Source organism: Promicromonospora sp. CA-289599, assembly GCF_050936155.1.
Classification (GTDB): domain Bacteria; phylum Actinomycetota; class Actinomycetes; order Actinomycetales; family Cellulomonadaceae; genus Promicromonospora.
This window is the reverse complement of sequence record NZ_JBNJNI010000001.1, coordinates 5,594,830-5,608,933: the sequence shown is the minus strand read 5'-3', so window position 1 is coordinate 5,608,933 and position 14,104 is coordinate 5,594,830. Positions and strand designations below refer to the sequence as shown.

Genomic DNA, 14,104 nt, shown 5'->3' with positions numbered 1-14,104 from the left:
GCCGTGGAGCCGCTCGCACGGGACGCGATTGACCTCAACTTTGGTTCAGGTTAGAGGATGACCGCATGGACGCCATCAGACACCACTCCTTCGGTCCGCCCGAGGTGCTCACGCTCGAACAGATCCCGGACCCCGCGCCCGGCCCCGGTGAGGTGCTCGTCGACGCGGTGGCGCACGGAGTGCACCTGGTCGACACGAGCATCCGCCGCGGCGAGGAGGGTCCTCCGCTCCCCCTGCCCAGCCTCCCGACGGTCCCGGGCCGGGAGATCGCGGGCACCGTCTCCGGCGTCGGCCCCGGTGTCGATCCCTCGTGGACCGGACGGCGCGTCGTGGCACACCTCGGCCGCGTGCCCGACGGCGGCGGGTACGCCCGGCGCGTCGTCGTCGGAACCGACAAGCTGCACCTGATCCCCGACGGTCCGGACGGCACTCCCCTGGACCCTGCCGACGCGACAGCCATGATCGGCACGGGCCGGATGGCCGTCTACACCCTCGACATCGCGGCTGTGACCGCCGCCGACGTCGTCGTCGTCACCGGTGCCGCAGGCGGGCTTGGCACACTATTCGTGCAGGAGGCGCTCGGTGCCGGTGCGCGCGTCGTCGCCCTGGCGAGCAGCAGGCCTCGGCTGAAGGTCCTGGAGGACCTGCTGGCGGGAGCGGACGCCGGTGCACGGCTCGCTCTCGTCGACTACTCCGTCCCGGGCTGGACGGACATCGCGCGGGACGCGCTCGGCGACTCCCCTGCGACGGTCGTGCTCGACGGCGTCGGCGGGGACCTCGGTACCGCCGCCACCGCGTTGCTCGACGACGGCGGGGTGGCCACCACCTCCGCTCGCGCCCGGCTCGTGGCCTACGGCTGGGCGTCCGGCGAGCCCAACCGGTACACCTCCTGGACAGAGGCCGACCAGGTCGATTCCCGGATCGAGGTGCGCTACGCCCTCGGACCCGACGCTCCCCCGATGCCCGACCAGCGCCCCTACCAGGAGCGTGCGCTGGCGCGTGCCGCGTCCGGCCGGTGGCGGATCGCGACGCACCGCGTGCCGTTCGCCGAAGCCGCCCGGGCTCACCGCGAGCTCGAGGAGCGTCGCACCACCGGCAAGGTGGTGCTGGTGTGACCGCGACCGTTCCTCCGTCGCCGTCGGACGCTCCCCCGGCGACTCCGCCGGGCGGTGACCCAGCCATGCCGTCGGCCACGCAGCCGGCTCCTGCGTCGGGGGCGCTGAGCCGGGCGGCGCAGCGCCTCGTCCTCGCCGGGATGGTCGCGCTCTGCTCGCTCGGGGCGTTCGAGGCCCTCGCCGTGTCCACGGCGATGCCGACGGTCGCCGTCGAGCTCGACGGGCTGCGGTACTACACGCTCGCGTTCGCGGTGACCTTCGCGACCAGCGTGGTCGGGATGCTCGCGGCCGGGCGCTGGTGCGACCGCAGCGGCCCGACGCCCGCCATGTGGACCGGCGTGGCGCTCTTCGTGGTCGGGCTCGTCGTCGCAGGGACGGCCACCGACATCGGCGCCCTCGTCGCGGGGCGCGCGGTGCAGGGCGTCGGCAACGGCTTGTTCGGCGTCGCACTGTACGTCCTGGTCGCGCGCGTGTTCGCCGCCGAACGGCACCCCGCCGTGTTCTCGGCGTTCGCCGCGGCGTGGGTCGTGCCAGCGATCGTCGGGCCAGGCCTCGCCGGGCTCGTCGTGGACCACGTGGGCTGGCGCTGGGTGTTCCTGGGCGCCGCAGCGCTCACGGTGCCGGCGGCGCTCCTGATGCGCCCCGGCCTCACGGCGGCCCGCGGCGACCGGGCGGACCCCGCGGACGGCACGGTCTCGGACGGCACGGTCTCGAACGGCGCCACAACCTCGAACGGCGCAGGCTCAGACAGCACAGCCTTCAAGAACCTGGCCCCGGTCGGCACGACCCTGGAGGAGACCAGCGCGAACGGCGACCGGCGCGATGCGGCCGCCGGTCAACCAGTTGGTCCCCCGCTGCACGCGCTGCGCCTCGCCCTGGCCGTGCTGCGGGCCGGACGCGGGTTGCCGGCCGTGGTGTCGGTGCGGGCCCTGGTGTCGGCGGCGTTCGTCGGTGCGGAGGTGCTGCTGCCCCTGCTCCTGGTGCACGAGCGGCACCTGAGCCCTGGTGGTGCCGGCCTCATCCTGACGGTGGGAGCGCTCGGCTGGTCCGGGGCGTCCTGGGTGCGTGGCCGCGACCTGTTGCACCTCAGCCATGCCGGCTACGTGCGGCTGGGCGGAGGCCTGCTCGCCCTCGGGATGATCGGCGCGGCCGTCCTCGTGCTCCCCGCCGTGCCGGCCGGGATCGGGATGGCGTTCTGGGTGCTGTCCGGCAGCGGTATGGGCCTGGTCTACCCCACGCTGTCGGTCCTGACGCTCGAGCTGGCGGCGCCGCACGAGCAGGGCTCGGCCTCGTCGGCGCTCCAGGTGGCCGACGCCGTCGCCGCCGCGATCGCGTCCACCGCGACCGGGGCGCTCCTGTGGACCCTGCACGACGTCGTGGGGCTGCCCGCCTACGCAGCGGTGCTCGGGCTCACCGGCCTGCTCTCGATGATGACCGTGCTCCTGGCGGGCCGCACACGACTCATCAGGCAATGAGCGGAGCGAGGCGGCCTGGCTAGCTGGAGGTCAGGCTGCCTCAATAGCCGACGGGTCCGGGTCCGGGGCAGTGAGCGGGTATCACCTCTCGGGGAGATGCTCTTGGTGGGTCAGCCGGATGCGCCAGGCCTGCTGGTCCGCTGGGCCTGACAGGTCAGGCGGCTGCGGCGGGCCACCAGCCGGGCCGGACGGGTTGCCGCGGTCGCGCCTTACCCGGCCGGCTGGTCAGTCAGGCAGCTTCGACGGGTGGGGGTGGGGCTTCGATGGGTTCGGGTAGGCGGATGCGGTGTCCGTAGGCGTCGGTGAAGGCCCATCCGGTCTCCAGCAGGGTGTTTGCTGTGTTGTCGGCCGGGGGCTTCCCGGTCCAGTGCATGGTGATGTTCTTGGAGTCCACGAGTTGGTGGTGGTACCAGCACAACAACGCACTGTTGGTCACCGACGTGTCTCCGCCATCGGCCCAGTGGGTGATCGCGTGGTGGACCTCGCAGCGTGAGGGTGGTTGGTCACACCCTGGCCAGACGCAGTGCTGGTCCCTCGCGATGACGGGCCCTCACCCCGTTTGGTGGACACGCTGATACTGGATCGTGGATCCAGAGGAAGCGAGTTTGATCCGCATGGCTATGAAGAACTATCCGGAGGAGTTCAAGGCCGATGCTGTGGCCTTGTACGAGTCCACGCCCGGGGCGACGATCAAGGGCATCGCCCGGGACTTGGGCGTCTCGCGAGAGACGTTGCGGTTATGGGTGCGCCGCGCTGCCGAGCAGCGCGGGCAGGCCGCCGTGACGGCCGGTCCGGCAGCGGGCACGACGCCCGGCGAGCCCGCGGTGCGTTCCGGTGGCAGGGTCGGGCAGCTGGAGGCACGGGTCGCCGAGCTCGAGGCGGCCAACGCCCGCCTGGAGGCCGACAAGCGCAAGCTCGCCACCGAGCGGGAGATCCTGCGTAAGGCCGCGAAGTATTTCGCGGGAGAGACGACCTGGTGAGCCGCTTCCAGTTCGTCGCCGAGCACCATCCCACCTACTCGGTGAAGCGGCTGTGCCAGGTCCTTGAGATCAACCGGTCGAGCTACTACAAGTGGCGCGACGGCGCCGCTGGTCGTGCCGCCCGGGCTGCTGCTGATGCCGGGCTGGCGGCGCGGATCCGGGCTCTGCTGAAGGAGGATCCGGCTCTTGGCTCGCCGCGGGTGACGACCGAGCTGCGTAAGGCCGACCCGGTCGGGCCGCCGGTGAACCACAAACGGGTCGCTCGTGTGATGCGCGAGCACGGCATCGCGGGGATCCGGCTACGACGACGAGTACGCACCACAGTCCCGGACCCATCGGGGCAGAGGGTGGGCGACCTGATCAAGCGGGACTTCACCGCGCAGGCACCCAACCGCAGGTATGTCGGCGACATCACCTACCTGCCGGTCGGTGGCGGGCAGTTCTTGTATCTGGCGACGGTGATCGACCTGTACTCGCGCCGTCTGGTGGGCTGGTCGCTGGCTGATCACATGCGCACCGAGCTGGTCACCGACGCCCTCCAGGCCGCCGTAGCCGAGCGCGGCTCTCTGGCCGGCGCGATCTTCCACAGCGACCACGGAGCCCAGTACGGATCGAAGGACTACGCGCAGCTATGCGGCCGGCTGCAGGTGACTCAGTCCATGGGCGCGGTCGGCACCAGCGCCGACAACGCCCTGGCAGAGTCGTTCAACGCCACGCTGAAACGCGAGACCCTGGCCGGCGCACCCGCGTTCGACGGCGCCCGCGCCTGCCGCCTCGCGGTCTTCCGCTGGATCACGCGTTACAACCTGCGCCGCCCGCATTCCCGCCTCGGGAACCAGAGCCCTATCGACTACGAACACGAGACCGACCCGGCTACGCTACGGCTGGCCGCCTGACCACACGAAGACGTGTCCACTTCTCGGGGCGAAGGCCCGACGGCGCGTCGCATCTGTCCTGTCACGGTGCGTTGCGCGCGTCCGACGTCCAGGACGGCGCCGTCGGGTCCGAACACGATCCGGGTGACCGCGCTGTGGCACGCGAGGCGGCGCACCAGGGCGCGTGGGGCACGGCTGCCGGTCTCGGTGAACACCGGACCACCGGAGGACAAGAACCCGGACACTGTTGCTCCCGCGGTACTCCAGCCACCCTGGTCTCCACCCGGACTACTGGTGGGGCTGCCGGTCGGGCTACCGCTACCGGTGCTGGTGCTGGTGCTGGTGCTGGTGCTCGGGACGTTCGGACCCGCGCCCGGGCGGTGGCCGCGCCCGGGTCGGGTCTGTCCGCACGAGAGGCATAGGCCGTCGCGGGTGCGGGTGACCTGGGTGACGAACTCGTTCCAGGACACCGTCACGTTCAGGTGCGGGGCGATCGCGGCCCCTGGGGAGGCCTGGTTCGTGTCCAGCACCACCCGGGCGACGTCGGCGAGGCCTTGTGCGCGGCGCTGCGTCGTGGTCCGGGCGTCGTCCGCGGACGGGGCGCCCAGGACCGCGTTGATCGCGGTGGCCAGCTGCAGACCATGCTCGTCGGTCAGGAATCCGGCCACGTGGTACCCGCCGAACGTCTTGGCCAGGTCGAAGAACTCACCGTGGGCGGCCTTGTCGTCATCGAGGTCGTCGGTGTCCGGGTCGGTCACGGTCGCGAACCGGCGCGCGACCGTGCGGAACTGGTCCGCGTTCAACACACCCGCCTCACGCAGCACTATGCCCTCACCCGTGACCAGGGTCCCCTCGGTGACCGCGTCCTGCAGGACCTGGGTGACCAGCTCCCGGGTCCGTGCCCCGTCGGGGTCGTCGGCGGGGTCGGGGAAGTCGACCGGGACGCTCTGCACGAACTGTTCCGGGGTGGTGGTGTGCCCGGTACGGGTATCGATCAACCATGACAGTGCGTCGGTGCGCGTCTCACTGGTGGGTGCGACCTCGGTCATCACGCGGGCGTGGTCGACACCCAGGGTGCCGGCGACCAGTCGTTCCCGGGTCACGGGGAGCGCCGTCGCGAGACGCCGCGCGATCGTCATGTCCTTACCGGCCGTGCGCGCGGAGATCCCTTCACGCAGGCGCAGCCAGGTCGTGAACGTGCGCGTCATGCCACCCGAGCGCCAGGAGCCCTCGTCCTCGATCCGGGGCAGCAGGGTGTACCGGACACCGTCCAGACGGCCGGTGAGCCGACGGATGCGGGTGTGGGCTTCGACCAGGCGGCCGACCGCCGGGGCGTCCCACCCGGTCAGGGTCTCCGGGGTAGTCAGGGTGGTGAGGTGGTCGATCTCGTTCTCGATCCGGGCCAGGGTTTCCTCGATCGAGACCGCAGCAGGAGGCGGGCCACTGGCCGGACCGCTGTTTGTCGTGTGCTCCATCATGCCCACCTCCGCCCATCTGAATCGCTGGTATCTAGTGCTCACTCTCTCAGTGCATCTATTATGTCGAACACTCGTGCGGTCTGCATGATGGATCTCGAATCTGTGGATAACCCTTTGAAGACCACCGTGGACCTCGACCGCCCTACCGGGCACCGCCTCGCGCCCCGCCGTCCTTCCGGCGAGGCTGTGCTCATGGACGAGTTCACCGACTACATCGCCAGCCTCGACGGCTCAGTCCGCGACGCCGTCGGGCGCGTGCGAGCAAGGGCGCTGGAGCTCGTGCCCGACGCCGAGGAAGGCATGAGCTACGGCATGGCAGCGCTGCGCTATCGAGGAAGCCCACTCGTGTCGGCCCGGGCCACGGCGAAGCACATCGGCCTGTACCCGTTCAGCCCTCCCGCGATCGAGGCGCTCGAAACTGACCTGGCCGGCTTCTCGACGTCGAAGGGGACCATCCGGTTCACGTCCGACCGCCCCTTGCCCGACGATGTCCTGGACCGGCTGATCCTGTTCCGCCGTGACGAGATAGACGCGATGCATTCACGCTGACGCTCGGCCCTGCCGCAGTGACCTCATACCGCGCCGGTCAGAGCCCCGTCCCGCCCGTCTCCAGGATGCTCGGCGTGCCGGCGGTCAGCACCAGCACGGTGCAGCACCCGTACGACCGCGAGCGCCGTCCCGATCGCCGATGCCCCTGCCTGCCAGAGCAGGTAGCCGACGCCGCCGAAGAGGAGCGCGGTTGTTCTCACGGGCGCAGAGTATGTCCAGCCGCTGTCACGTTTGATGCCTGTCCCTCGTCGTAGGGGTATGACGCGAGAGCATGTGCTCATGACGGACCCGGAGACCTCCCAGGGCGGCCACACACAGGACAGCCACACACAGGACGGCCACGCGCAGGAGGCCACAGAACCACCCGGTACGCGGCTCGACGGCGCCGCCCTGGACCGGCTGCGCCCCCTGGCGTTCAGCGTGGCGTACCGGATGCTCGGCAGCGTGGCCGAGGCGGAGGACGTGGTCCAGGAGGCGTTGCTGCGTCTGTCGCAGACCGAAGGGGTGCGTAACCCGGACGCGTTCGTGACCACGGTGACGACGCGGATCGCCATCGACGTGCTGCGTTCGGCCCGGGTGCGGCGTGAGTCATATGTGGGCGAGTGGCTGCCGGAGCCTCTGGTCGGTCCTGTGCAGACGAACCTCCCGGTCGCCATGGCGTCCGCGCCGCCGGACGCCGCGGCGCACGCCGAGCTGGCCGACGACCTCTCGACCGCGTTCCTCGTACTGCTGGAGAGGCTCACCCCTACGGAGCGCGCGGCCTTCCTGCTGCACGACGTGCTGGGCTACTCCCACGCCGAGGCGGCGGGCGTCATCGGCACGAGCGAGGTGTCTGCGCGTCAGCTGGCGTCGCGTGCCCGACGGCGGATCGCGCGGGAGCGGGACGACGCCGCCCGTTCGGCACCCGGTCGCTCAGCACCCGGTCGCTCCGACCGGGTGCGTGCGGAGGAGCTCGTCACGCGGTTCCTGGCCGCGTGCGAGGAGGGTGCGGTGGACCCGTTCCTGGAGCTGCTCGCCGAGGACGTCATGGTCACCGGTGACGGCGGCGGGAAGGTGCCGCCGGGCCTGTCGATCATCCGGCCGGTCTCGGGGCGGGACGCGGTGGCGCGTCTGCTGGCGGGCTTCATGCGCCGTGGGGCGCCTGTCCACTTCGAGCGTGCTCTGGTGGGTGGGGAGCCCGGTCTGCTCATCGTGGCGGACGACGTCATCGGCGGTGGTCTGATCGGTACCTGGTCGTTCGAGGTGGTCGACGGACAGCTCGCGGGTATCCGGGGCGTGGTCAACCCGGAGAAGCTGCGGCACCTGGGGCCGCAGGCGGACCTGGAGCGGCTCCGGGAGTGGCTGCGGAACGACCGCCAGCGCGGGGGCGCTCGCTAGGTCTCCCGGGCAGGTCTCCCAGGTGCGTGCGCGTGACCCGCGCACGCACCGTCGCCGTCACGCGCCGGTGTGCGTCCCGGGCAGCGCTTCGGACCGGCTCCCTGCCACTGGTGCGTCCTGCACGAACCACATGAGCACCAGGCCGACGAGGACGACGGCGACGATCCCGAGGGTGCCCCAGATGGTCGCGCCGGTCACAGCGATGGTGATGGTCCACAGGGCGCTCGACATCCAGGACGCGGCGCGGCCGGTCGTCGCGTAGAGGCCGAAGATCTCCGACTCCTTGCCCGCCGGCGTGACCCGGGCGAGGTAGGACCGCGACGCGGCCTGCGCGGGCCCGACGCAGGCCGACAGGATCAGGCCGCCGACCCAGTACACGATCGGGCCGAGATCGCGCAGGAACACGACAGCGAGCCCGGCCACCACGATGATGCTGAGCGTGCTGAGGATGACCGAACGGGGACCGAAGCGGTCGTCGGCACGGCCGATGACGACGGTGCTGATGCCGGCCACCAGATTGGCGGCGATGCCGAAGATGATCACCTCGCTGGTGCTGAAACCGAACGCCACCTTGCCGATGATCGCGCCGAAGGCGAAGACACCGCTCAGGCCGTCCCGGAACACGGCGCTGGCCAGCAGGAACCAGAACGTGCGGCGCGACGTGCGCCACAGGCCCTGCACGTCGCGGAACAGGACCACGTAGCTGGCGAAGAAGCCGACCTTGGCGTGGCCTTTGGTGGGCGGCAGCTCCGGCACGAAGGCCAGGATCGGCCAGGCGAAGGCGATGGTCCAGAGGGCGCAGCCCACGGCGATCACGCGGAAGGCGAGACCGTTGTCGGTGGGCATGCCCCACCAGGCGGCCCAGTCCGCGATGACGACGAACAGGAGCACGAGGATGCCGCCGACGTAGCCGAGACCCCAGCCGAGACCGGACACCTTGCCGACGGTCCGGGGCGTGGCGACGGAGACCATCATGGCGTTGTAGTTCACGCCGGCGATCTCGTTGAGCACGCTGCCCAGTCCGATCAGAGCGGCGCCGAGCACGAAGTACACCGGGTCTGCCTCGACGAACCACAGCGCGAGCATGCACAGGACCATGCCGGCCGTACCGCCGGCCAGCCACACCTTGCGGCGGCCGGTCGCGTCGGCGCGCTGTCCGAGCACGGGGGCGAGCACCAGGATGAGCAGGCCGGCGAGCGTGTTCCACAGGCCGACGCCGCTGGTGAGCCCGGCGAGGCCGCGCTCGTAGGCGGGGTCGTTCTCGCCGAGGGCCGCGACGGCCGGGTCCAGGAAGGACTCCGTGGTCAGGTACAGCGCCGTGAACACGAACGTCAGGATCACCGTGTTGAACGGCTGCGTGCCCCAGTCCCACAGTGCCCACGAGAACACCTGACGGCGCGGGACCCGCACACCCTCCTGCAGCTCCAGGCCCGTTCTCGGGGGTAGCGGGGCGGCAGTGGTGGGATCCGGTGTCTCGGGTCCGCGGGTGGCGTCGGTCATGGCGGCAGTCTGCCCGGATCCGGTGAACGGCGGGTGCTGAAGGCGGTCACGATCTGATACCGACGCCCGGGCCGGAGCCGCAGGTCACAGCGCACGTCACAGCGCACGTCAGAGTGCCAGGTTGTGCCGCCCGATCTGTCCCGTGGCCGACACACCCGCGAGCGCCATGGTGAGGTCGAGCTCGGCCAGGACGTGCTCGGTGACGGCGCGGACGCCGTCGGCGCCCGCGAGGGCGAGGCCGTAGACCCAGGGCCTGCCCAGGAGGACGGCGTCCGCGCCGAGGGCGAGTGCGGTGAAGACGTCGGCGCCGGTGCGGATGCCGGAGTCGAACAGGACGGGGACCCCCGCCGTGCCGGTATCCGTGCCCGTACCCGTCCCCGCGTGGGCGCGTACCGCGTCGACCACCGGCGCCAGGGCGTCGAGCGAGGCGAGCGCGTTGTCGATCTGCCGGCCGCCGTGGTTGGACACGATGATGCCGTTCGCGCCGTGGTCGAGGGCGGCGCGGGCGTCGTCGGGGTGCTGGATACCCTTGACGAGGATCGGGAGCGAGGTGCGTTCGCGGAGCCAGGCGAGGTCGGCCCAGGTCAGGGTGGAGCGGGAGAACACGTCGAGGAAGGTCTCGACGGCGGCGCGGGCGTAGGGCTGGGTGAGGTTGCGCCAGGTGGGTCCGGGGTGGTGGCGGGCCATGGACAGCAGGGAGCGGACGGCGGCGACGGTGGGCCGGGGCGACGTCGGCCCCGAGGCTGCCGTGTCCGAGCCCGCAGAGCCCGAGCCCGCAGAGCCCGCAGCGCGGACGCGGGCCTCGACCAGCTCCTGGAACACGGGGTCGCTCAGGTACTGGGCGATGCCCTCGGCGCGGGCGAACGGGAGGTAGCCGAGGTCGAGGTCGCGTGTGCGCCAGCCGAGCACGTGGGTGTCGAGCGTGACGACGATCGCTGCGCAGCCGCTGGCCTCGGCGCGGCTGACGAAGGACTCGACCAGTGCGTCGTCGGACGACCAGTAGAGCTGGAACCAGCGCGGGCTGCTGCCGAGCACCGCGGCGGTGTCCTCCATGGGCGTCGACGCCTGCGTGGAGATGACGACGGGCAGGCCGAGGTCGCGGGCGGCCCGGGCGAGCGCGGGCTCGGCGTTGCGGGGTGCGGCCCGCCTGCCTCCTCGGACGAGCTGGTGCCGCACGGCGAGCTCGAGCGCCCCCACGGGCGCGAACAGCACGGGCGCGGGCAGGTCGCGCCCGAGGAGGGTGGTGGCCAGCGACCGCTCGCCGACGTCGACCATCTGGCGGGGCACGATCCGGTACCTGCCGAACGCCTCCCGGTTCGCGTCGACGGTACGCTGCGCGCCGGCTCCCCCGGCGACGTAGGACCAGCCGGTACGGGTCATCCGGCGTCGGGCGCTCTCGGCGAGCGCGTCCGGGTCGGTGGGGACGACCGGCCGGTGGCCGAACACCCCGTTGCGGTAGATCGACGACTGCACCGCCCGGCCGATATCGCGCATGCCGGACATCCTGTCACGCGCTGCCTGACGCCTCCCGCCCACACGGCGATGCCCCGGCTGAACCACCCGACGGACTACTTGCCGAACCCCGCCGTGAGGCCCGACACGAGCTGACGCCGCCCGATCACGTAGGCGGCCAGGATCGGCAGTACGGACAGCACCACCGCGGCGAGCACCGCGGGCACGTTCACGGAGAACTCTCCCTGGAACGCCCACAGGGACAGCGGCAGCACCCGGGTCTCGGCGCTCTGGGTGAGCACGAGCGGGAAGAGGAAGCCGTTCCAGACCTGCAGCGCGTTGTAGACCGCCACCGTGACGACGGCCGGGCGGGTCAGCGGCAGCGCGAGGCTCCACAGGGTGCGCCACTCGCCCGCGCCGTCGACCCGCATCGACTCGAACAGCTCGACCGGCACGTCCCGGAGGAAGTTGGTCAGGATCAGCACGGACAGCGGTATCGCGAACGCTATGGAGGGCAGGATCAGCGCCCACAGCGTGTCGTACAGGCCGAGCTGGATGATCAGGTAGTAGACGGGCACGATCGTGGCCTGGATCGGGATCGCGATGCCCAGCAGGAAGATCTGGAACATCCGCGCGGCGGAGCGGCGCCTGGAGCGCACGACGACGTAGGACGCCATCAGCGAGACCGCGAGGATCACCACGACGGAGACGACGGTGACGAACACGGAGTTGCCGAAGTAGAGCAGGAAGTCGTTCGCGATCACCTCGCCGTAGGCGTCCAGCGTGGGGCGGGACGGCCACGACAGCGAGTTCTCGGAGTAGTAGTCGGCCTCGGGCCGCAGGCTCGTGACGATGATGTAGTAGATCGGCACGATGATGACGAGCAGCCAGATCCAGCCGGCCAGGCCACCGACGACGTTGGGCGCGGTGCGCGCCGTGCGCACCGCCCGGGCAGCGCGTGCGGACATCAGACGCCCTCCATCTGGGACTCCATGCGGCTCGCGCCCGAGAACCGGTTCAGCGCCAGCGAAACACCCAGCCCGACGACGACGAGGATCACCGCGATGACGCTCGCCCGGCCCATGTCGTAGCTGCGGAAGCCCGCCAGGTACATGTCCAGCGGAAGGATGCGGGTCGCGTTCCCGGGCCCGCCTCCGGTCAGCACGAAGATCAGGTCGAAATAGGTCAGGGAGCCGACGATCATGAGCGTCGAGGACGTGATGATCGTGTACTTCAGCTGCGGCAGGGTGATGTGGAAGAACTGCTGCACCCGGCCGGCGCCGTCCAGCAGCGCGGCCTCGTAGAGCGACGCGGGGATCTGCCGCACGCCGCCCTGGTAGAGCAAGGAGTGGAACGGGACGAAGCACCAGCCGATGACGAACAGCACCACCCAGAGCGCAAGGTCGGGGTTCCCGATCCAGTCCTGGGCCAGCAGCGGTATGCCCAGCGCCGAGCCGAGACCGAAGTTCGGGTCCAGCAGCGCACGGTAGGCGATTGCCGCGGCCGCCGCCGAGAAGAGCAGGGGCAGGAAGTACAGCACCGACAGCACGGCTCGATAGCGCTGCCTGCCCGCCATGAAGACACCCAGCAGCAGGGACACCGGCGCCTGGAACAGCCATGAGGCGACCGTGACGACGGCGGTCAGCCGCATCGCGTTCAGCGTCACCGGGTCCGACAGGGTCCGCCCCCAGTTGTCGACACCGGTCCATACCGGGTCCCCCAGGCCGTCCCAGCTCATGAAGGACAGCACGAGCACACCCAGGAGCGGCACCACGGCGAAGACCCCGAACAGCGCGAGCGCCGGGGCGGCCATCCATACCGGCGGCCCCTGGGTCCTGCCCGTTCCCGGCCGGCGAGCCGGGTGGGAACGGGCAGGGCTCAAGGAGGGGGCCGCCACGGTCACGGCGTCGCGTCCATCGCGTCGGAGAACTGCTGCGGGTCGATCTGCCCGAGGAACAGCTGGCTCAGGTTGTCCAGCAACGCCTGGGACCGGGCGGGCGGTAGCGCCTGGTCCCAGGAGAGCTGGAAGTGCGGGGCATCGCTGACCAGGCCGTAGACGAACGACAGGTAGTCGGCGTCGTCCTGCTCGGCGATCTTGTCCTCGATCCCGGTGATCGGCGGCACGGTGCCGATGGCGAGAAGGTCGTCGACGGCGGCGTCGTTCAGCACCTCGGTCGAGATGAACTGCTTCGCCGTGGCCTGTGCCTCCTCGGAGGCGTCCGCGGAGACCGACCAGAAGTTCGACGGGTTGCCGACGATGTTGGCCGGGTCACCGGCGCCGCCCTCGACGACCGGGAACGCCGCATAGCCGAGTCCGCCGGACTCCACGAGCTCGGGGTTGCCCGCGACGAAGTCCGGGTAGACCCAGCTGCCCTGCAGGAGGAACGCCGCCTTCCCGGTCTGCACGAGCGCGGTGTCACCGTTCTGGTCGGCGTTGACGGACCCGAAGGTGTCACCGAAGGCGCCCGCGTCGACCAGCTCACGGATCTTGGTCGTGGCCTCGACGATCGCCGGGTCCGACCATGCGCCCTCCTCGCCGTCGAGCACCGCCTGGAAGACCTCCGGACCGCCGGTCCGGTCGGTCAGGTACTGGATCCACATCAGCTCGGGCCACACGCTCTGGCCCGCCAGCGCGATCGGGATCACGTCCTCGTCCTTGAGCGTGCCCACCGCGGCGAGCAGCTCCTCGTAGGTCGCCGGGACCTCGACCCCCGCCGCGTCCAGCACTTCCTGGTTGTAGTAGAGGACGACCGGCTGGCTGTGCGTGGTCGGCACGGCGTATGCCGTGCCGTCGACCTTGCCGTTGTCGGCGACCGAGGGGATCAGCTCCTCCTCCAGCCGCGCCGTGCTGTCGCCAAGGTCGACGACCTTCCCGTTCGCCACGTAGTCCTCGAGCGTGCCGCCCGCCCACGAGTAGATGAGCGTCGGCGCGTTCCCCGCGCCGACGGCGGTGCGGATCTTCTCCTTGTAGGCGTCGTTCGCGAAGTACTCGACGGCGAACTCCTCCTCCGGGTGGGCCTCGTTCCACGCGTCGAACTGCGCACCGAGCACGTCGCCGCTCTCACCGGTCAGAGCCCACGCGTTCGCGCCGCCCGCGGGAGCCTGTCCGGGCTGTCTGCCGCCCCCGCAGGCCGCCAGCACAGCCGCCACGGTCACCGCGGCCACCACCGCACCCGCGCGTCGTCCGATCCCGAGCCTCATTGTCCGAGTCCTCTCCTGCCGACGACGGTGTCGACCGTTCAGAAATAGTTTCATGGCGTTTCCTAATGGCCTTCGACGGTAGGGAGGGCATTCGAGGGCTGT

Annotated in this window: 13 protein-coding genes; 5 read left to right on the top strand and 8 right to left on the bottom strand. The window is 70.9% G+C overall.

Annotated elements, in window-relative coordinates:
• The first annotated feature begins 65 nt into the window (after positions 1–65).
• Both ACQEVI_RS24900 and ACQEVI_RS24895 read left to right on the top strand, forming a co-directional pair.
• Positions 66–1,115, top strand: coding sequence for an alcohol dehydrogenase catalytic domain-containing protein (locus ACQEVI_RS24900; RefSeq protein WP_432904365.1), 1,050 nt, complete (start codon positions 66–68; stop codon positions 1,113–1,115).
• The gene (locus ACQEVI_RS24895; protein WP_432904363.1) at positions 1,112–2,590 is read left to right on the top strand and encodes an MFS transporter; all 1,479 of its coding nucleotides are present in this window, start codon (positions 1,112–1,114) and stop codon (positions 2,588–2,590) included. The genes ACQEVI_RS24900 and ACQEVI_RS24895 overlap by 4 nt, the downstream gene beginning before the upstream one ends.
• Before the next feature lie 229 nt (positions 2,591–2,819).
• Here ACQEVI_RS24895 and ACQEVI_RS24890 read toward each other — a convergent pair whose 3' ends face one another.
• Positions 2,820–2,984: a hypothetical protein gene (locus tag ACQEVI_RS24890; protein ID WP_432904360.1), complete on the bottom strand. Its 165-nt coding sequence runs from the start codon at positions 2,982–2,984 to the stop codon at positions 2,820–2,822.
• 220 nt (positions 2,985–3,204) lie between these two features.
• Here ACQEVI_RS24890 and ACQEVI_RS24885 point away from each other — a divergent pair.
• Positions 3,205–4,466 (top strand): IS3 family transposase gene (locus tag ACQEVI_RS24885; RefSeq protein ID WP_432894622.1). Its coding sequence is split into 2 segments (ribosomal slippage): positions 3,205–3,550 and positions 3,550–4,466, totalling 1,263 coding nucleotides; the frame shifts between segments, so codons are not numbered across the junction.
• Here the strand turns inward: ACQEVI_RS24885 and ACQEVI_RS24880 are convergent.
• Positions 4,421–5,920, bottom strand: coding sequence for a DUF222 domain-containing protein (locus ACQEVI_RS24880; RefSeq protein WP_432904357.1), 1,500 nt, complete (start codon positions 5,918–5,920; stop codon positions 4,421–4,423). The genes ACQEVI_RS24885 and ACQEVI_RS24880 overlap by 46 nt on opposite strands.
• A gap of 117 nt (positions 5,921–6,037) precedes the next feature.
• Here ACQEVI_RS24880 and ACQEVI_RS24875 point away from each other — a divergent pair, with 117 nt between their 5' ends.
• Positions 6,038–6,472 (top strand): iron chaperone, encoded by a 435-nt coding sequence (locus tag ACQEVI_RS24875; protein WP_432904354.1) that lies wholly within the window; start codon positions 6,038–6,040, stop codon positions 6,470–6,472.
• A gap of 23 nt (positions 6,473–6,495) precedes the next feature.
• On the opposite strand, the gene ACQEVI_RS24870 is transcribed toward ACQEVI_RS24875, so the two are convergent.
• Complete coding sequence (locus ACQEVI_RS24870; protein WP_432904352.1) at positions 6,496–6,672, bottom strand: hypothetical protein; 177 nt, start codon at positions 6,670–6,672, stop codon at positions 6,496–6,498.
• Positions 6,673–6,751: 79 nt separating this feature from the next.
• On the opposite strand from ACQEVI_RS24870, the gene sigJ reads away from it, so the two are divergent.
• Positions 6,752–7,849, top strand: a complete 1,098-nt coding sequence (gene sigJ / locus ACQEVI_RS24865) for an RNA polymerase sigma factor SigJ (RefSeq protein ID WP_432904349.1) — start codon at positions 6,752–6,754, stop codon at positions 7,847–7,849.
• Positions 7,850–7,906: 57 nt separating this feature from the next.
• On the opposite strand, the gene ACQEVI_RS24860 is transcribed toward sigJ, so the two are convergent.
• From ACQEVI_RS24860 to ACQEVI_RS24840, 5 genes are all read right to left on the bottom strand, one after another.
• Positions 7,907–9,349, bottom strand: a complete 1,443-nt coding sequence (locus tag ACQEVI_RS24860) for an MFS transporter (protein WP_432904346.1) — start codon at positions 9,347–9,349, stop codon at positions 7,907–7,909.
• Between the two features lie 108 nt (positions 9,350–9,457).
• Entirely contained in the window at positions 9,458–10,843 is a 1,386-nt protein-coding gene (locus tag ACQEVI_RS24855) for an alpha-hydroxy-acid oxidizing protein (RefSeq protein WP_432904343.1), read from the bottom strand.
• Positions 10,844–10,917: 74 nt separating this feature from the next.
• On the bottom strand, positions 10,918–11,769 hold the full coding sequence (locus tag ACQEVI_RS24850) for a carbohydrate ABC transporter permease (protein ID WP_432904340.1): 852 nt from the start codon (positions 11,767–11,769) through the stop codon (positions 10,918–10,920).
• A complete protein-coding gene (locus tag ACQEVI_RS24845; protein WP_432904338.1) occupies positions 11,769–12,614 on the bottom strand; it encodes a carbohydrate ABC transporter permease in 846 nt (281 codons plus the stop codon). Before ACQEVI_RS24845 ends, ACQEVI_RS24850 begins: the two co-directional genes overlap by 1 nt.
• Positions 12,615–12,700: 86 nt before the next feature.
• Positions 12,701–14,002 carry an extracellular solute-binding protein gene (locus ACQEVI_RS24840; protein WP_432904335.1) on the bottom strand — a complete coding sequence of 434 codons (1,302 nt, stop codon included), beginning with the start codon at positions 14,000–14,002 and terminating at the stop codon, positions 12,701–12,703.
• Positions 14,003–14,104 lie beyond the last annotated feature (102 nt).

Bases quoted from the DNA above. Each gene is read 5' to 3' on its own strand.
- ACQEVI_RS24900 (WP_432904365.1), top strand. From the start codon at position 66: ATGGACGCCATCAGACACCACTCCTTCGGTCCGCCCGAGGTGCTCACG.
- ACQEVI_RS24880 (WP_432904357.1), bottom strand. From the start codon at position 5,920: ATGGAGCACACGACAAACAGCGGTCCGGCCAGTGGCCCGCCTCCTGCT.
- sigJ (WP_432904349.1), top strand. From the start codon at position 6,752: ATGACGGACCCGGAGACCTCCCAGGGCGGCCACACACAGGACAGCCAC.
- ACQEVI_RS24860 (WP_432904346.1), bottom strand. From the start codon at position 9,349: ATGACCGACGCCACCCGCGGACCCGAGACACCGGATCCCACCACTGCC.
- ACQEVI_RS24855 (WP_432904343.1), bottom strand. From the start codon at position 10,843: ATGCGCGATATCGGCCGGGCGGTGCAGTCGTCGATCTACCGCAACGGG.
- ACQEVI_RS24850 (WP_432904340.1), bottom strand. From the start codon at position 11,769: ATGTCCGCACGCGCTGCCCGGGCGGTGCGCACGGCGCGCACCGCGCCC.
- ACQEVI_RS24845 (WP_432904338.1), bottom strand. From the start codon at position 12,614: ATGGCCGCCCCGGCGCTCGCGCTGTTCGGGGTCTTCGCCGTGGTGCCG.
- ACQEVI_RS24840 (WP_432904335.1), bottom strand. From the start codon at position 14,002: ATGAGGCTCGGGATCGGACGACGCGCGGGTGCGGTGGTGGCCGCGGTG.